The 16,435-nt window shown below is 66.5% G+C and carries 19 protein-coding genes, 1 other RNA gene and 1 riboswitch; of the genes, 9 read left to right on the forward strand and 11 right to left on the reverse strand.

Annotation, left to right across the window (positions count from 1 at the left end; all coding sequences use genetic code 11):
- The first annotated feature begins 211 nt into the window (after positions 1 to 211).
- A complete protein-coding gene (locus AC0KW6_RS07095) occupies positions 212 to 2,350 on the forward strand; it encodes a sensor histidine kinase (protein WP_474034541.1) in 2,139 nt (712 codons plus the stop codon).
- Between the two features lie 148 nt (positions 2,351 to 2,498).
- Here AC0KW6_RS07095 and AC0KW6_RS07100 read toward each other — a convergent pair whose 3' ends face one another.
- Positions 2,499 to 2,792, reverse strand: a complete 294-nt coding sequence (locus AC0KW6_RS07100; protein WP_323784046.1) for a type 2 periplasmic-binding domain-containing protein — start codon at positions 2,790 to 2,792, stop codon at positions 2,499 to 2,501.
- A gap of 35 nt (positions 2,793 to 2,827) precedes the next feature.
- Positions 2,828 to 3,070 (reverse strand): LysR family transcriptional regulator, encoded by a 243-nt coding sequence (locus AC0KW6_RS07105; RefSeq protein ID WP_323784044.1) that lies wholly within the window; start codon positions 3,068 to 3,070, stop codon positions 2,828 to 2,830.
- Between AC0KW6_RS07105 and AC0KW6_RS07110 the strand changes: the two genes are divergently transcribed.
- Together AC0KW6_RS07110 and AC0KW6_RS07115 are read left to right on the forward strand one after the other, a co-directional pair.
- Positions 3,056 to 3,379 (forward strand): hypothetical protein, encoded by a 324-nt coding sequence (locus tag AC0KW6_RS07110; RefSeq protein WP_474034542.1) that lies wholly within the window; start codon positions 3,056 to 3,058, stop codon positions 3,377 to 3,379. The genes AC0KW6_RS07105 and AC0KW6_RS07110 overlap by 15 nt on opposite strands.
- Positions 3,376 to 3,684, forward strand: coding sequence for a beta-eliminating lyase-related protein (locus AC0KW6_RS07115; RefSeq protein WP_474034543.1), 309 nt, complete (start codon positions 3,376 to 3,378; stop codon positions 3,682 to 3,684). Before AC0KW6_RS07110 ends, AC0KW6_RS07115 begins: the two co-directional genes overlap by 4 nt.
- Here the strand turns inward: AC0KW6_RS07115 and recR are convergent.
- The gene (gene recR / locus AC0KW6_RS07120) at positions 3,662 to 4,261 is read right to left on the reverse strand and encodes a recombination mediator RecR (protein ID WP_323784040.1); all 600 of its coding nucleotides are present in this window, start codon (positions 4,259 to 4,261) and stop codon (positions 3,662 to 3,664) included. The two genes, AC0KW6_RS07115 and recR, sit on opposite strands and share 23 nt — an antisense overlap.
- Positions 4,262 to 4,395: 134 nt before the next feature.
- Between recR and AC0KW6_RS07125 the strand changes: the two genes are divergently transcribed.
- A complete protein-coding gene (locus AC0KW6_RS07125; protein WP_323784037.1) occupies positions 4,396 to 4,899 on the forward strand; it encodes a GNAT family N-acetyltransferase in 504 nt (167 codons plus the stop codon).
- Positions 4,900 to 4,959: 60 nt separating this feature from the next.
- Here AC0KW6_RS07125 and AC0KW6_RS07130 read toward each other — a convergent pair whose 3' ends face one another.
- Together AC0KW6_RS07130 and AC0KW6_RS07135 are read right to left on the reverse strand one after the other, a co-directional pair.
- Positions 4,960 to 5,304 carry a YbaB/EbfC family nucleoid-associated protein gene (locus AC0KW6_RS07130; protein WP_323784035.1) on the reverse strand — a complete coding sequence of 115 codons (345 nt, stop codon included), beginning with the start codon at positions 5,302 to 5,304 and terminating at the stop codon, positions 4,960 to 4,962.
- A gap of 240 nt (positions 5,305 to 5,544) precedes the next feature.
- Positions 5,545 to 7,362, reverse strand: a complete 1,818-nt coding sequence (locus AC0KW6_RS07135; protein WP_474034544.1) for a DNA polymerase III subunit gamma/tau — start codon at positions 7,360 to 7,362, stop codon at positions 5,545 to 5,547.
- Between the two features lie 195 nt (positions 7,363 to 7,557).
- On the opposite strand from AC0KW6_RS07135, the gene AC0KW6_RS07140 reads away from it, so the two are divergent.
- Positions 7,558 to 8,100: a protein-tyrosine phosphatase family protein gene (locus AC0KW6_RS07140; RefSeq protein ID WP_474034545.1), complete on the forward strand. Its 543-nt coding sequence runs from the start codon at positions 7,558 to 7,560 to the stop codon at positions 8,098 to 8,100.
- Positions 8,101 to 8,209: 109 nt separating this feature from the next.
- Here AC0KW6_RS07140 and AC0KW6_RS07145 read toward each other — a convergent pair whose 3' ends face one another.
- Positions 8,210 to 8,614: a hypothetical protein gene (locus tag AC0KW6_RS07145; protein ID WP_323781775.1), complete on the reverse strand. Its 405-nt coding sequence runs from the start codon at positions 8,612 to 8,614 to the stop codon at positions 8,210 to 8,212.
- A 110-nt stretch (positions 8,615 to 8,724) separates the two neighbouring features.
- A riboswitch (cobalamin riboswitch) is annotated at positions 8,725 to 8,945 on the reverse strand.
- Between the two features lie 19 nt (positions 8,946 to 8,964).
- Entirely contained in the window at positions 8,965 to 9,555 is a 591-nt protein-coding gene (locus tag AC0KW6_RS07150; protein WP_474034546.1) for a TetR/AcrR family transcriptional regulator, read from the reverse strand.
- Between the two features lie 70 nt (positions 9,556 to 9,625).
- Here AC0KW6_RS07150 and AC0KW6_RS07155 point away from each other — a divergent pair, with 70 nt between their 5' ends.
- Complete coding sequence (locus tag AC0KW6_RS07155; RefSeq protein WP_323781781.1) at positions 9,626 to 10,504, forward strand: alpha/beta hydrolase family protein; 879 nt, start codon at positions 9,626 to 9,628, stop codon at positions 10,502 to 10,504.
- A gap of 39 nt (positions 10,505 to 10,543) precedes the next feature.
- Here the strand turns inward: AC0KW6_RS07155 and AC0KW6_RS07160 are convergent, their stop codons facing one another.
- On the reverse strand, positions 10,544 to 11,011 hold the full coding sequence (locus AC0KW6_RS07160; protein WP_323781784.1) for an SRPBCC family protein: 468 nt from the start codon (positions 11,009 to 11,011) through the stop codon (positions 10,544 to 10,546).
- 57 nt (positions 11,012 to 11,068) lie between these two features.
- Entirely contained in the window at positions 11,069 to 12,052 is a 984-nt protein-coding gene (gene nudC, locus AC0KW6_RS07165; RefSeq protein ID WP_323781787.1) for an NAD(+) diphosphatase, read from the reverse strand.
- 335 nt (positions 12,053 to 12,387) lie between these two features.
- On the opposite strand from nudC, the gene AC0KW6_RS07170 reads away from it, so the two are divergent.
- Positions 12,388 to 14,247 (forward strand): 5'-nucleotidase C-terminal domain-containing protein, encoded by a 1,860-nt coding sequence (locus AC0KW6_RS07170; RefSeq protein WP_474034547.1) that lies wholly within the window; start codon positions 12,388 to 12,390, stop codon positions 14,245 to 14,247.
- Positions 14,248 to 14,310: 63 nt separating this feature from the next.
- Positions 14,311 to 14,409, forward strand: an RNA gene (gene ffs, locus AC0KW6_RS07175) — signal recognition particle sRNA small type.
- 90 nt (positions 14,410 to 14,499) lie between these two features.
- Here ffs and AC0KW6_RS07180 read toward each other — a convergent pair.
- Positions 14,500 to 15,333: a prephenate dehydratase gene (locus AC0KW6_RS07180; protein WP_474034548.1), complete on the reverse strand. Its 834-nt coding sequence runs from the start codon at positions 15,331 to 15,333 to the stop codon at positions 14,500 to 14,502.
- Between the two features lie 118 nt (positions 15,334 to 15,451).
- On the opposite strand from AC0KW6_RS07180, the gene AC0KW6_RS07185 reads away from it, so the two are divergent.
- Positions 15,452 to 15,958, forward strand: coding sequence for a c-type cytochrome (locus AC0KW6_RS07185; protein WP_323781796.1), 507 nt, complete (start codon positions 15,452 to 15,454; stop codon positions 15,956 to 15,958).
- A gap of 86 nt (positions 15,959 to 16,044) precedes the next feature.
- Here AC0KW6_RS07185 and AC0KW6_RS07190 read toward each other — a convergent pair whose 3' ends face one another.
- Positions 16,045 to 16,281 carry a putative hemolysin gene (locus AC0KW6_RS07190; protein WP_474034549.1) on the reverse strand — a complete coding sequence of 79 codons (237 nt, stop codon included), beginning with the start codon at positions 16,279 to 16,281 and terminating at the stop codon, positions 16,045 to 16,047.
- Positions 16,282 to 16,435 lie beyond the last annotated feature (154 nt).

A 16,435-nucleotide genomic window follows, 5' to 3' on the forward strand; every position in this document is an offset into this window, starting at 1 on the left:
ACGTTACAATATGTTGACTATTTGTCTCCGTTTTGCGCAGCATTATGTTGCGGGCAGTTGTGTTCCAGATTGTCCGCAAAGACCGGGGTGCGGGATATGCCTTTTGTTTCGGGGCCGTTTTTCCCATGCGCAGAGACCGGGGAGTTAATGAGTATTGCCAGCGGTCCGGTCTTGCAGGCCTGCCCGCAAAGGGATGGCAGGAGTACAAGCAATGGACGCAGCAGGGGCCACGGCGCTTGGGGAAGGCAGCCGCTTGGATCTGGAGACACTGGCCTGTTTGAGCGGCCTGGAGTTCTGCCAGGAATTTGTCGATCAGCTGGCGCAGGCCTATGGGGCCGATCTGGTGACCGCGGGTGAGCTGAAGGTCAAGGAGACCGAGCGCATCAAGGTGCTGGCAAGCTGGTTTGACGGGCTGCAACTGGGGGATTTCGAATACGAAAGCCGCGGGACGCCGTGCCATGATGTGGTGCTGAGCGGCAAACCGCATGTATTCCTGTGCCAGGTGCAGGAGCTGTACCCGGATGACAGGATGTTCAGCGAGGACGGCCTCCAAAGCTATGCCGGGGTTGCCCTGAAAAACGCCGATGGCGAGGCGATCGGCCTGATCCAGGCCGCCTGGCGGAACGAAATCGACGGCGCGCTGGCGCAGCAGATCGTGGCCGAGATGCAGCACTTCGCGCCCCGGCTTGGGGCGGAGGCCGCGGCATTGCAGACTCTGGCCGCGCTGGCGGCGCTGGCCGAAGGGCCGGGCAGCACCTCGCCGCGCACGGCCTTCCGGCAGCTGGCCGGGCAGCTGCAGGGCGCGTTCAAGGTGCGCTCGGCCTTCATTGCGGAATGCCCCGGCGGCAGGCCGGAGTGCTTCCGGGTGCTGGCTTGCTGCTGTGACGGGCAGCAGATGGACGGTATGGAAGACAGGGTTGTGCCCTATGACGGCACCCCTTGCGCGTTTTTAAAGGAACGGAAGAAATTCCTGGTGCAGGACGGGCTGCAGGAGGCGTTTCCCGGGCAGCTGCAGTACCGCAGCCAGAACCTGCACTCTTACCTGGGCATCGCGCTGACCGATCCGGAGGGCACGGTGATCGGCCACTTTGCGCTGCAGCACGACCGCGAAATCGGACGGAGCACGCAGGAGAGCGGTCTGATCGCGTCCTTTGCCGCGCGGATCGGGCTGGAGCTGCGCCGCCGCAAGGCTGAAAGGCGCCGCAACCAGGCGGAAGAGGCGCTGCTGATCAAGCGCAAGACCGAGAGCCTGGGATTGCTGGCGGGCACCATCGCGCATGATTTCAACAACCTGCTGGCCTCGATGCAGGGCCGGGCCGAACTGGCGCTGGCGCATCTGGATGCCGCGCATCCGGCAGCGGCGCATCTGCAGGAGGTTGAACAGGGGTTGCAGGCCTCTGCGGTGCTGGTCCGGCAGCTGCTGAACTACGCCAAGGGCGGCGACAGCCGGGAGCAGGGGGCCTGTGATCTGAACGCGATTGTGCAACAGGCCATGGCGCTGGTGCCGGATGCGCGCATGATGGGCAAACAGGTGGTGCTTGACCTGGAACAGGGGGCGCTGACGGCCCGGATGGATCCGTCGCAGGTGAGCCAGCTTTTGCAGAACCTGGTGTTCAACGCGGCAGAAGCGATCGGGCCGGGCGCGGGCATTGTCACGGTCACCACCCGGCGGACCAGCCTGAGCGATGCAGAGCGGCGCAAACTGCTGAAGGGGCGGACCATGCCGGCCGGCACCTGCCTGCTGCTGGAGGTGCGCGATACCGGCAGCGGCATGGGCCGCGAGACCGTGACCCGGATCTTTGACCCGTTCTTTACCACCAAGCCCGGCGGGCGCGGGCTTGGCATGGCTGCGGCGCTGGGGATCATCAGCCGCCATCAGGGCGGCCTGGCGGTGGAAAGCCGCGAGGGCGGGGGCAGTGCCTTCCGCTTCTATTTTCCGGCCTGCGCCGCGGAACCGGCAGCAGCGGCAGCTGTGCCGGTGCGGGAACGCCGCCTGGCGGTGCGGCAGGTTCTGGTGGTGGATGACGAGGACACCGTGCGCCGGGCTGTGGCCGGGCTCTTGCAGCTGCGCGGCTGCAAAGTGCTGCAGGCCGATGGCTATGAGGCGGCGCTGGCGCAGCTGCAGGCGGCAGGGCCGCTTGATGGCGCGGTGATCGACATGAGCATGCCGGGGCGCGGCGGCTGGGAGACCCTGGCAGGCCTGCGCAAGATCCAGCCCGGGCTGAAGGCGGTGATGATGAGCGGCTTTGCCATCAGCGCCGTGGCGGCGGGGTTTCCGGATCTGTCCGAGGTTCCGGTGCTGGACAAACCGTTCACCAAGGAAAAGCTGTACAGGGCGGTTTTCACCTGAGGCCGGGGGCATTGGAGCCGGCGGAAGGCTCCCGCGCCCGCAGGTGCCCCTGACGGGGCTCCTTGGCAGCCTTGGGCCCGGCGCCGCGCGGGCGCGCGGCGGGGGGCGCCCGGCAGGAACGTTACATATTACTGCGGACAAAAGCCGGTCAGCCGGCCCTGCGGGGGCTGGCGTCACCCAGCAGCCAGTCGCGGACCCGTTCGATCCGGCTGGTGCCTGCCTTGGCCTGCGGTGCAAGCAGGCAATAGGCGCTGACGGGTGTGCAGCGGTGGGGATGGGCCTGGATCAGCGTGCCCTCGGCCAGCTCGCGGCGCACCAGCAGCGCCAGCAGGCCGGGAGCGGCAACGGCAATCAGCGTTTCCGGCATCAGCAGGTCCGCGCGAAAGCCCGGCCAGGGCGGATCGCCCTGCACGATGGCCAGATCCACCAGGCTGGGATCCACCTGGGCAGTGTTTCGATAGGTGATGGTATTGACGGTCAGCCGCGGCTGACCAGCGTCGGACAGGTGCCGATATTCAGCGCGCCGGAAGGATTGTCCCGTGTGCGCAGGCGGTAGAAGGTGGCCTCCAGCGCTTCCAGTTGCGGTGCCAGTTCCTCCAGCAGCATCCGTCCGGCACCGCTGAGCTGCACCCGATGGCGTTCGCGCTTGAACAGGGTTTGGCCGGTCAGCGCCTCCAGGCTCTGGATCTGGCGGCTGAAGGCGCTTTGCGACAGGTTCATCTCCCGGGCGCCCTGGGCAAAGCTGCCGGAGCGGGCGGCGGCCTCGAAGCACAGGAGGGCAGAGGCGGGCGGGATCTTGCGGCGCTGGAGGAGTGCCTGAAGTGCGAGGCTTTCATGGGCGGCTGGCAGGACCAGGGCTTTGCCGCGCTGCCGCTGACCCGGCGCCCCGGGCAGACCGAATGGAGCGCCAATGATCTTTCGGGCCGCTACTGGCTGCGCGCCGATGACCGCTATGTCGAGGAGCCGCGCGAGGCGGCAGGCGCCTCAATTCTGGGGGCATTGGCTGTACCCGGTGCCGGTGAGGGATGATGGTGCGCTGGACCCCGGCGCGGTCGCCGGGGCGCGGCGCCGGGCTGGCGGCGCATCTGGAGGGGGCGCGGCTGTTCAATGCCACGGTGGCGCTGGGCTGTGCCGCGGCAGGGCTGGCCGGGTTGATGGATACGGTCTCGGTCTGCCTGTCCAAAGGGCTGGACGCGCCTGCGGGGTCGGTTCTGGCGGGGCCGGGGGATCTGATCGCCAGGGCGCGGCTCCGGAAAACTCGAATTTTCCAGCCAAAATTCTTTGAAGAATTTTCGGCGCCCGGACGCGCCGTCAGATTTCCTTCCGCGCCCTGAGGGCTGCCGAGATGGTGCCGTCATCCAGATAGTCCAGCTCACCGCCGATCGGCACGCCCTGGGCCAGCGAGGTCAGCCTGACCTGCCCCTGCAGCTGATCGGCGATGTAATGCGCGGTGGTCTGGCCGTCGATGGTGGCGTTGAGCGCCAGGATCACTTCGCTGACACCTTCGGTTGCCACCCGGTCGACAAGCCGGGGAATGCGCAGATCTTCCGGCCCCACCGCGTCCAGCGCCGACAAGGTGCCGCCCAGCACATGATAGCGGCCCTTGAACACCAACGCCCGCTCCATCGCCCAGAGGTCGGCCACATCCTCGACCACGCACAGCTCGCCGTTGGCGCGCTCCGGATCGGTGCAAAGCGGGCAGATCTCGCTGGTGCCGATGTTGCCGCAGTTGAGGCACTCGCGCGCGGTGGCGGCGACTTCGGTCATCACATCGGCCAGGGGCGTCAGCAGCAGCGCCCGCTTGCGGATCAGATGCAGCACCGCGCGGCGGGCAGAGCGCGGGCCCAGCCCCGGCAGCTTGGCCATCAGGGCAATCAGGTCGTCGATGTCGCTGGTGGAGTTTCTGATCATGCCTCGGACCTTTTGGTTCTTTGCCATATAGGCCACCCGGGACAGCGGAGCGCAAGGGCCGCGCGAAAAATGTTCGGGGTTTGTTTTTCCGCGAGCCGGGGGTATGCCTTGGCAAGGTCGGCGGAGGGATCGCGATGGCAGGTGCGGCAGAGCAAACGGAAAACGGCTCTGGGCTTCTGCGGTTTGCCCGGCTGACAGAGGTGCCGCCGCAGGAGATTGCCCGCCATATGCGCGACCCGCGGATGGCGGAACATATGCCGTTGCTGACCGGGAGCTGGGATGAGGCCGCGGCCAGGGAATTTGTTGCCGCCAAGGAGACCTGCTGGCAGCGCGACGGCCTGGGTCATTGGGCTTTCTTGCGCGGGGATGCATATCTCGGCTGGGGCGGATTTCAGAAGGAGGGGAGAGAGTGGGATTTCGGGCTGGTGCTGCGGGTGGGCTGCTTTGGCCTTGGTCCCGCCATTACCTGCAAGGCGTTGGCGTTCGCCCGTGAAGATCCGCGCATACCTTATGTGACTTTCCTGCTGCCGCCGACACGTCGCCACTTGCGCCCGCTGGCGCGGCTGGGGGCGGTGCAGACCGGGGAGGTGCAATACGAGGGGCAACGTTTCCTGAAATTCCGGCTGGAGACTGCTTGAGGCGAGCAAAGAAAAAGGCGGCTCCAGCCGGGCCGCCTTTTGAATGTTGGCTGTCCGGGATCAGAACGGCAGCTTGATGTCCTTGGGCAGGCCCATGCTTTCGGTCAGCTTGGTCATCTCTTCCTGCGCCTTTTCCGCGGCCTTGCCCTGGGCGTCCTTGATGGCGGCCAGGATCAGGTCCTCGACCACTTCCTTGTCATCGCCATTGAAGATCGACGGGTCGATATCCAGGCCCTTGAGGTCGCCCTTGGCGGACGCTGTGGCCTTGACCAGGCCGGCACCGGCCTCGCCCGTCACCATCACATTGTGCAGCTCTTCCTGCATCTGGGCCATCTTGCCCTGCAGTTCCTGTGCCGATTTCATCATCTTGGCCATGTCGCCAAGACCGCCGAGGCCTTTGAGCATCTGAAGTCTCCTGAGATTCCGGTTTGGAGCGTAGATACGGGGGCTGGGGACGTGAAACAAGGGGGAAGGTTCACCGGATTCGGGGAACATGGCACCCTTCTGCCCGGCCGCAAGGCCGGGCAACGCCTGTTCTGCCCCCATCCAGTCCCGCCGGGACGGGCACCGCCCTGGCCGGCTGAACCGGGGGCTGGAACAATCTGCAGGGAGATGGCCGCATACGCAATTTGTTTGCGGCGGTGCTCAGCCGTCCTCGAACGGGTCCCATTCGTCTTCCACCTCGGGCAGGGCTTCGGCGGCGACTTCGGCAGCCAGCTCCTGCGCTGTGCGGATACGCTTGATCTTTGCTTTGGGGAAGCTTTCCAGCACCGCCTGCACCAGCGGATGCGCGGCGGCTTTCTCGCGCAGGGCGTTCTCGGCGGCGTCGCGGAGCTCGGCAATGGTGGCTGCGTCGCCGTCCGGTGCGATGGAGACCACCCAGCGCGCGCCGGTCCAGTTCTGCAGCGCCGAGCCAAGCCGGGCCGCCAGGTCGCGCGGTGCCTGTGAGGACGGAGTGAATTCGATTCGTCCCGGCTGGTAGGAGACCAGGCGCACGCCGCCCTCAACCTCGACCAGCAGCTTCACGTCGCGGTTGGTGCGGATCAGCTCGACCACATGTTCAAAGGACGGATAACGGGCCAGCGCGGAACTGACCTGCGGCGCCAGGGCCGCAACAGGGCCGGAGCCGCCTTGCGCCGCCGGCGCGCCGCCAGCGGGTCCGCTCTGGCCGCCGTAACCGGAAGGAGCGCCGCCGCCGCCCCCCAAAGCGGGCGCACCCATGCCTTGCATCGGTGCGCCGCCGCCGGGGCCATTCGGCGGTGGGGGCGGCGGCGGGGTGTCCTGCAGCTTGCGGATCAGTTCTTCGGGTGAGGGCAGGTCGGCCACATGGGTGAGGCGGATCACCGCCATTTCAGCCGCCATCATCGCGTTGGGGGCGGCGGCCACTTCCTCCAGTGCCTTCAGCAGCATCTGCCACATGCGGGTGAGGACGCGCATTGGCAGCCGTTCGGCCATTGCCTGACCGCGGGCGCGCTCGTCGGGGCTGACAGTGGGGTCTTCGGCCGCGTCGGGGGTGATTTTCACAACCGAGACCCAATGGGTGATCTCGGCCAGATCGCGCAGCACCGCCAGCGGGTCGGCGCCCTCGGCGTACTGGCCGCTGAGTTCGGTCAGCGCCGCCGCCGCATCGCCGCGCAGGATCATGTCCATCAGGTCCAGCACCCGGCCGCGGTCGGCAAGGCCCAGCATGGCGCGGACCTGATCGGCGGTGGTCTCGCCGGCGCCATGGGAAATCGCCTGGTCCAGCAGCGAGGTGGCATCGCGGGCCGAGCCCTCAGCCGCGCGGGTGATCAGCGCAAGTGCATCCTCGGCGATCTGAGCGTTTTCAGCCCCGGCGATCTTGCGCAGCAGGGCAATCATCACCTCCGGCTCGATCCGGCGCAAATCGAACCGCTGGCAGCGCGACAGCACCGTCACCGGCACCTTGCGGATCTCGGTTGTGGCGAAGATGAATTTCACATGTGCGGGCGGTTCCTCCAGCGTCTTCAACAGCGCGTTGAAGGCGCTGGTCGACAGCATGTGGACTTCGTCGATGATGTAGATCTTGTAGCGGGCCGAGGCGGCGCGGTACTGCACCGAGTCGATGATCTCGCGAATATCATTCACACCGGTGCGGCTGGCGGCGTCCATCTCCATCACGTCGACATGGCGGCCTTCCATGATCGCGGTGCAATGTTCGCACTGGCCGCAAGGGTCGGTGGTCGGGCCGCCCTGGCCATCGGTGCCGACACAGTTCATGCCCTTGGCGATAATCCGCGCGGTGGTGGTCTTACCGGTGCCGCGGATGCCGGTCATGATGAAGGCCTGGGCGATGCGGTCGGCGGCAAAGGCGTTTTTCAGCGTCCGCACCATGGCGTCCTGGCCCACCAGATCGGCAAAGGTCTCGGGCCGGTATTTGCGGGCCAGAACCTGGTATTTGGAGTGGCCGGATGCGCCGGGGGTGCCGCTGGGGGTATCGTTCATGATGTCTCGTGCCGGATTCGGGATGCGGGGCGTCCGCGTTCCGCGCAGGGTATTGAAGCGCAGCCCGTTCGTCCACCGCCGATGGGGCTGTCCCGGGACAGCAAAAGGGCTTTGGGATTGCCCGCTAAGCCGTTAGGCTGCGGCGGCAGGGGACTGCGGGGGGGAATGCAGGAACGCAACGGCTAAGGAGGCGGTATGCGATCTGGAGACATTCCGGGACCTGCGGCGCAGGACGGCGCGGCGCCGGCAGGCCTGACCATCCACGCGCTGTCAGCAGGCGGCGGTATTCTGGCGTTATGCCCGCTGCCCGGCGGCGGCGGCGATTACCGCAATGACCTGATCCAGATCTATCAGTGGAAACCGGGGCTGGTCATCTCGATGACCACCGAGGCCGAACACGCAGCCGCAGGCGTGCCGCGGCTGGGGATTGATGTTCAAAGCATGGCTTGCCGCTGGCTGCATTTGCCGGTGCCGGATTTTCAAGCGCCGCCGCCGGGCGTGGAAGCGAAATGGCCAGCCGCCAGCGCGTCCGCACGGCAGGCTTTGGCGGGCGGCGGCCGGGTGCTGGTGCATTGCCGGGGCGGCTGCGGGCGGTCCGGCATGGCGGTGCTGCGGCTGATGATCGAATGCGGCGAGGATCCGGCGCAGGCGCTGGCCCGGCTGCGGGCGGTGCGGCCCTGCGCGGTGGAGACGGATGAGCAGCTGGATTGGGCCTGCGCGGGGCAGGCGGCAGGCTAGACCGCATAGCCTTTCACCCGGCCGACAAGCCGGGCAGCACCCGCCGCTTCCGTCAATCCGCTGGCTTGCCTTCGGCACAGGGTCAGGCGCTGCCCTCAAAGCTTAGGTTTCACAGCGCCAGCATCTGTTCCGCCTGCCGCGCCGCGGCGGTTTTCGGCAGCGCCTCCATCAGCGCGCAGGGGCGGGTGTCCAGCTTGGAGGCGGCAAAGCCGGTGCCGTTACGGCTGAGGATGGCATCGGCGAAGCGGTCCAGCCCCTCGCGCGGCGCCTCTTCCCCGACGCCGCAATACAGCCGGATCCGGTCATGGCTGGCGGCAAATTGCGCCGGGCAGCTGCGCGGGCAGCCGTCCAGCGTGGTGGTGCCGGTAATTTCGAAATCCTCCTGGGTCAGCGGCTTGGCCCTGGACATCGCCTCGGCCAGCTTGGCGATCATCCGCTCCGCTGCGGGGCAGGGGCGCCCCAAATACTTGCAATCTGTTGCCGCATAGAAATGCGTCTGGTCGGTCCACATCATATCTGCGCCCTCCGCGCGTGGCACGGGGGTTTTGGGGACAAGAGACCGGATGAAAGACGGCTCACAGCCGCCGCAGCCATCAGACCCTGTCCGGACACCCCGCCCGGGTTCGAGTTACACGTCTGATGGCAGGTCTCCTGACTTGCGGGTCGTCGCTTTCCCGATCCTTCCCGGCCTCTTGTCGGGCCAGTGGCTCTATCGGGGTCGCTCGCCGCTTACAGTTGCGGGGGCAGCCGCGGAATTGGCCTGTTTCTGCGCAGGCCGCACCGTGTTCCCTTTTCATCCCGGACACAAGCTTCTGTGGCACGGGAACCATCGCCACAAGCGGTAGCGGTTTCTTCCGCGAGTCGTCAATCGTTTTTCTGCAGCTGCAAATACAGCCCCCGGATCACATCCGACTCCCGCCGCACCCGGGCCAGCTGCCAGCCGCCCTGCAGCAGGATATAGAAGTTTTCCGCCGCCGCGCGGGCCTCAGCCGCGGGCAGGCCGAGGCGGCGGGCGTGGCGGGCGGTCTCAGTTATCCAGCCCTCGAACAGATGCGCGGCATGCTGGTGGAACGCCTCGTTCTCCGGCCCTTCGAACAGGGTGGCAGAGACCGGGCAGCCGCTCCATTTGCCTTGCTGGTCAAACAGCTTGGCCAGTTTGTAACAGACCGTCTTGGCCCCCTCCCTAAAGGTTGGCGCCGGCGTGAATGACGCCTCGATCAGCAGCAGCATCTGCGCTGACGCCCAATCCGCTGCGGCCAGGGCAAGGTCGGATTTGCCATTGGGAAAATGGTGGTAGAGCGAGCCTTTGGGCGCCCCGGCCTCTGCCAGCAGTTCCGCCAGCCCGGTGCCGCTGTAGCCCTTGTTGCGGAACAGGGCTGCCGCGGCGCGGATCAGCCGCTCGCGGGTGGGGGGCGGGCTGTCCGGGTTGGCAGGGGGTGTCGTCACGTCAGTCATGACAACAGCTTGACAGCATTGGACCGATTGGTCCAGAGGTGGAGTGGACCGATTGGTCTAGGAGGTCGCCGTGCTGGACAGAAACGCAGATCATGCCGCGGGCATCCGGGAAGAAGAGCTGCGGTTTCCCGCGGCCGGCGCAGAGCTGGCCGGGCGGCTGTACCATCCGGCGGGGCAGGCGCGGGCCGCAGTGGTGCTGAATGGCGCAACCGGGGTGCCGCAGCGCTATTACCGGCATTTCGCGCGCTGGCTGGCAGCCAGGCAGCAGGTGGCCTGCCTGACCTATGACTACCGGGATTTCGGAGACTCGGCGCGGGGCCATCCGCGCCATTCCGGTGCGACAATGGCCCAATGGGCGCTGGAAGATCAGCCAGCTGCCCGGGCCGAACTGCAACGGCACTATGCGGGCGTGCCGTTGTGGGTGATCGGCCATTCGCTCGGGGCGATGCTGATGCCCCTGCAGGATGGCTTGAAGGACGTCGCCCGCATGATCGTGGTTGCGGGCGGCTTGGTGCATCACCACGATCATCCCTGGCCCTACCGCGCGCTGGCGCTGGCTTTCTGGTTCGGCCATGTGCCGCCATTGGTCCGTGCTTTGGGCTATCTGCCCGGGCGCGCGGTGGGGTTCGGGGCCGATTTGCCCGCCGGGGTTTACTGGCAGTGGCGGCGCTGGTGCACCACGCCGGGCAGCTACCTGCCGGAAACCGGCGCGGCCTTGCCGCTGCCCGAATGGGCAAACAGCGGCGTGCCGGTGGATCTGTTTGCAATGGCGGATGATGATGTCGTGCCGCCGGCGGCGGTTTGGCGCCTGGGGGAGGTCTTTGGCAATGTGCCGCAGCGCCGGACGGTGCTGGTGCCGCGGGAGGCTGGTGTGAAGAAGATCGGCCATCTGGGCGCCTTTGCCCGCGACAATGCCGCCCTGTGGCCGCGGCTGCTGCCGCCGCAATAGCGCGCGCTCCGCTCTTGACGATGGGGGCAGGCGATAGGGTCAGGCGGTGCGGTTCAGCCGTTCCTCGGTGATCCTCGCATAATCGGCCAGCCGCAGCTTGAACCGGCGGGTGAGATTGCTGCGGGCCAGTTTCAGCGATTGCACCAGCAGCCGGCCGGTCAGGGTGGTGGGGGCAAGTTTCAGCTGCGCCGACATCCGGGTCCGCCGCGGCGACAGCGCCAGCAGCTCGACCTCCAGGCGGCCGTCCAGGCCGCTGCCGCTGCCGGTCAGCGCCAGCCCGGCAGCCGGCGCATAAGACGCCAGCGTCAGCCGGATGTCGCGCTGCTTGCCGCGGAACCGGAAGCCGATATCCCAGGCCAGGCCGTTCTCCGGACGGGCGGTATCGCCGGTCCGCTGCACGTCGATGCCGCGCCGCAGGGCCGAGCGTTCCAGCAGGTCAAAATCGGAGATCGCGCCAAAGACTTCGGCAATCGGGGCTTCGATATCTTCTTTGCTCTGAAATTCCATGCTTGCCTGCCTCAGCTGCGCCGCTGTGCTGCCGCGCTGTTTGCCGCAATATGCGCTCTAGTCCAGCGTGTCCGCAAGCCAGTTCTTAAGCAGAAAATGCGCAATTGCTCCTTCCCGCGAGGGTTTCAGCACCGGGTGATCGCCTGCAAAGACCGTCATCATGTCCTGGCGGCTGACCCACAGCGCGTCTTCGATTTCACCGGGGTCGATGGTGATCTTCGTGCTCAGCGCCTCGCCCGCGCAGCCGAACATCAGCGACATCGGAAAGGCCCAGGGCTGGCTGGACAGATAGCTGACCGGCCCGACCTGCACGCCGGTTTCCTCAAAGGTCTCGCGGCGCACCGCTGCCTCCAGCGTCTCGCCCGGTTCGACAAATCCCGCCAGCAGCGAATACATCCCCTCAGGCCAGCCGGGAGAGCGGCCCATCAGCACCGCATCACCATGGGTGATCAGCATGATCACCACCGGGTCAGTGCGCGGGAAATGCGGTGTCTTGCAAGCGGGGCAGATCCGCTGCCAGCCCGCCTGCGCCATGCTGCTGGGGGCGCCGCAGGCTGCGCAGAACCGGTGGCTGCGGTGCCAGGCCAGCAGCGCCTTGGCGGTGGCCGCCAGTTCCGCCTCCAGCGGCGTTAGCCGGGTCATGACCCGGCGCAGTTCGGCAAAGACGTGGGACGCGGCCAGATCGGGGTGCTGCTGCTCGCTGGCATCGGCAAAACCGCTCAGGGCCCCGCTGTCCAGGTCCTGGGGCTGCCAGTCACTGATATCGCAGGCAAAACACGGCGCGCCGCCGGGGGCCAGACCAAGGAAAATCGCCGCGTCCTGGCGGCTGGCGGCCAGCGGGTGCGCCGGAGCGGTCCAGCCCAGCCCGCAGGGCAGGCCGTCCTCGGCGATGCGGAGGGTCAGCGGCTTGCCGCGCCACATCAGCAGCACCTGGGCCTCCGGGCTGTTCCAGGCGGTTTCCAGGGCAGCGCTGTCGGTGCGCAAATGCGCCGCCCGCTCCAGCCCGCCGCGGCCGAAGGTCACTTGTTCTGCGTGTTTCATTGCGTCTCTCCTTTGGCTGGCGGCGGCTGCCCTGCGGTCAAGGGCTGAGATACCGCCATCCATGACAGCGTGCCGCAGGCGTTGCCAGCAATTGCCAGTGATCCGCGCTTGCCTGTCGCTGCGCCGCCACACCTGCCGGGCAGGAATTGCGGCTTTTCCGCCACAGGTCGGGGGCGCCCGCGCTGTTGACGCACCGGCGGCGGGAAAAAATCACAGGCAGCCGAAAGGGTTCCTTGCAAATCGTTAATACGCTGATTCAAATAGCCGCAAAACAAGAACGGCGCCGAATGGTGCGGGCAGGAGCGGCGGCAGGCAGTGGCAACGGAATTTCGCACATGACAAGCGGGGCGCGGGCCTCGCAAACCCGGACGGTCACCGGGCAGCTGCACGTGCTTGCCACGACGGACCTGCACTGCAATCTGCTGAGCCATGATTATTATGCCGACCGTCCCGGCGGGGCCATCAGCCTGTCCCGCGCGGCCACCTTGATCCGCCGAGCCCGCGCAGAGGCCGCCCGCCTGGGCGCGGCCTGCCTTCTGGTCGATAACGGCGATGGCTTTCAGGGGGCGCCGCTGGGGGACATCATGCCGGGCGCCAAGGGCCCGCATCCAATGGCGCGCGCCTTCCGGTTTTTGAAATATGATGCAGTCGGTCTTGGCAATCATGACTTCGATTCCGGCCTGGCGGCGCTGGCACGCGTTCTGAAAGACGTGACATGCCCGGTGCTCTGCGCCAGCCTGACGGCGCGGCAGCCGGACCTGCGGCTGCCGTTTGCGCCCTCGGCGGTGCTGGAACGCAAGATCCCGGGGCAGCCCGGGCTGCCGCCGGTCCGGATCGGGCTGTTTTCGGTGCTGCCGCCGCAGACTTTGATCTGGTGCGGCGAGGCCCTGCAGGCACAATTGGCTGCAGGCGGCATCGTGGAAACCGCCGCGGCCCAGGCCGGCCGGCTGAAGGCGCAGGGCTGCGACCTGGTGCTGGCGCTGGCCCATACCGGCCTTGGCAGCAAGACCGGTGCGGGCTGCGGCGAAAATGAACTGGAGCGGCTTGCGGCCTTGCCGGAAATTGACGCCGTTGTGGGCGGCCACACCCATCTGACGCTGCCGGATCCGGCGCATCCCTTTGCCAAACCCGTCGTGATGCCGGGGGCGCATGGCTCGCATCTGGGGGTTCTGCGGCTGGAGCTGGAGCATCGCTGCGGGGTCTGGCGGCCCGGCGGCGGCACCGCCAGCCTGCAGCCGGTGGGCCGCCACCGGCAGACCGGCGCAGCCCAGCCGCTGGTGCCGGAGGACCCTGATTTTGCGGGCGCGCTGGCAGAAGACCACGCACGCACCTTGCAGCGGATGCGCCAGCCGGCGGGCTTCAGCCCGGTGGCGATGCATTCCTATTTCACCTTTTTCGCGCCGGACCGCGGCCTGGCGCTGGTCGGCAGCGCCCAGGCCGCCGCGGTGCGGTCGATGCTTGACAGCGCCGGCGCAGAAAGCCTGCCGTTGCTGTCGGCTGTCGCACCCAGCAAGTTCGGCGGCCGGTCCGGGCCGCATTTTTATACCGACATTGCGGCCGGGGATCTCTGTGTCCGCAATATTGCGGATCTGCAGGTCTTCCACAACGAATTGCGGGTGGTCGCGGTGACCGGCGCGCAGCTTCTGGACTGGCTGGAAATGTCGGCAGGGCTGTTCAGCCAGATCGCGCCGGGCAGTTCCGGGCAGATGCTGGCCGACCCGCAGCGGGCAGGGCATAATTTCGATGTGATCTTCGGGCTGAGCTATCAGATCGACCCGGCGCAGCCGCCCCGGTTCTCGGCCGCGGGGGTGAGGATCAACCCCGATGCCCGGCGGATCCGGAAGCTGTGCTGGAACGGCCGGCCGGTGGAACCCGGCCAGCGTTTTGCGGTTGCGGTCAACAGCTACCGGGTCTGCGGCGGCGGCAGTTTCGCAATGCTGCGGAAGGCCGAAGAACTGCCGCTGCCGCCGATCCGGATCCACGAGGCAATCCGCGATTACATCGCCGGGCGGCTGCCCGCTGATCCGCTGGCAGAGGCGCCTTATCCCTGGCAGCTGGCGCCGATGCCGGGCACCAGCGCGGTTGCGGTGACCGGACCGGGGGCCGCCGGATACCTCGAGGAACTGCCTGCCGGGCTGGCGACGCCATGCGGCCACAGCAGCGGCGGCTTTCTGGAACTGGAACTGCGGCTTTAAAACGCCGGAGACCGGACAGCCCGGGCACTTGCCATTCCCGGCGGCGGCGCTTATATCGGGATTCGAGAGGTTGGCGCGGGCAGGCGCCTCGCCAACCTGGTCAGGTCCGGAAGGAAGCAGCCACAACGAGCCCCGCTTGGGTCGATGTCCAGCCTCTCACTTCACTCCCCGCGCAGATTGATCGAGGGTGCCGTTTCAGGCAATGAAAACGGCCCGAAAAAAAACGGTTTCTCCGGGCCGGAAGCCGGCGCCTCAATAGCGGCCGTTGTCGGCCGGGTAGACGCCGAGGATTTCCACATTGGTGGTGAAATAGCTCAGCTCATCCATTGCCAGCTGCACATTGGGATCTTCCGGGTGGCCTTCGATATCCGCATAAAACTGCGTGGCGGTAAAGGATCCGTCCACCATATAGCTTTCCAGTTTGGTCATGTTGATGCCATTGGTGGCAAATCCGCCCATCGCCTTATACAGCGCGGCGGGGATATTGCGGACCTGAAAGACAAAACTGGTGATCATGCTGTGGGCGCCGCGGCGGCGGTAGTCCGGCTCCGGCGACATGATCACAAAACGGGTGGTGTTGTCGCCATTGTCCTCGATGTGGCGGGCCAGCACGTCCAGCCCGTAGATCTCGCCCGCCAGCTCGCTGGCCAGCGCCGCCACGTGTTTGTTGCCGGCCTCGGCCACATCCCGCGCCGCGCGGGCGTTGTCGGGGCTGACCCGGCCGGTGATGCCGTGTTCGCGCAGAAATGTCCCGCATTGCGGCAGCAGCACCAGATGCGATTTCGCCTCGCGGATGTCTTCCAGACTGGCGCCCGGCACCCCCAGCACATTGATATGCACCCGCACAAAGGCCTCGTCGATGATGTGCAGCCCGCTGTGCGGCAAGAGCCGGTGGATGTCTGCCACCCGGCCATAGGTTGAGTTCTCCACCGGCAGCATCGCCTGATCGGCAGCGCCGCTTTTGACCGCTTCAATGGCGTCCTCGAAGGTGCGGCACGGCAGCACCTCCAGTTCGCGCCGGGCGCTGCGGCAGGCTTCGTGGCTGTAGGAGCCAAGCTCCCCCTGAATGGCGATTTTGCGGCTCATGGGTGTGTTCCCCGTGCAAAACTTCAAGAATTGGGCGTTTCGTCGCGCTGTCTATACCTTGCCACTTTGAAGGGGAAGCCTTAGACACCCCCGCAGACAGCTAAATGGACTCGCGATCATGTTTGACACGATGACCCTCACCAAAGCGACCGCAGGCGTCTGCGGCGCGTTCCTGGTTCTCCTTCTGGGCAAATGGGGCGCAGAAGCACTGTATCACATGGACAGCCACGGTGAGGCGTCCTATGTGATCGAAGTCGCCTCGGCCGATGCCGCAGCCAGCGACGAGCCGGAAGTCAGCTTTGAAGAGCTGATGGCCTCCGCCGATGTTGCCAAAGGTGCCAAAGTCTTCAAGAAGTGCTCCGCTTGCCACAAGCTGGAAGACGGCGCCAACTCGACCGGCCCGTATCTTTATGGCGTTGTCGGCCGCGACATCGCGACCGCACCGGGCTTTGGTTATTCCGGCGCCCTGACCGGCCTGGACGGCAGCTGGACCGCGGAGGCGCTGGACGCCTTCCTGACCAAGCCGTCGGCCTATGCGTCGGGCACCACCATGTCGTTCTCCGGCTTGAAAAAGCAAAAAGACCGGGTGAACCTCATCGCCTATCTGGACAGCCTGGACGGCTGATCCGGAACGCTGTCAAAGCTATCCGATTGAAGAAGCCGCTGCAGATCTGCAGCGGCTTTTTTGATGCGGGCAGACGCCGGTCCGGCTCAGGCCGGGTTGTTCTCCCGGTAATAGGCCAGCGCATCGCGTTCCTGGCCGTCCGGCAGGATGCAGACGCCGATGGTGCCGGCCTTGCCGCTGCGCAGCACGTAGCTGCCGCCGGTCTGCACGCAATAGGCCTCTTCCGGGCTGCTATAGACCACTTCCTCTTCCTGCTGGGCGCAGGCGCTGAGCGCGGCGGCCCCGGCAACCGCAAGGGCGGCAAATTTCATTGACTTCAGCATCGGAAACTCCCTCGTTACATAACGCAATCGTGATGCGAGGCTGGCAGGCAATTTTATTGCGGGCAAGCGCGGCCTTGCAAATGCACGCCTTTCGGCTGCTTTGCGCCCAGACAGCGGGGGATAACACTTAATCTCAACTTGAATGTTACCGCCC

The sequence above is a fragment of the Leisingera sp. SA215 genome, from assembly GCF_055902035.1.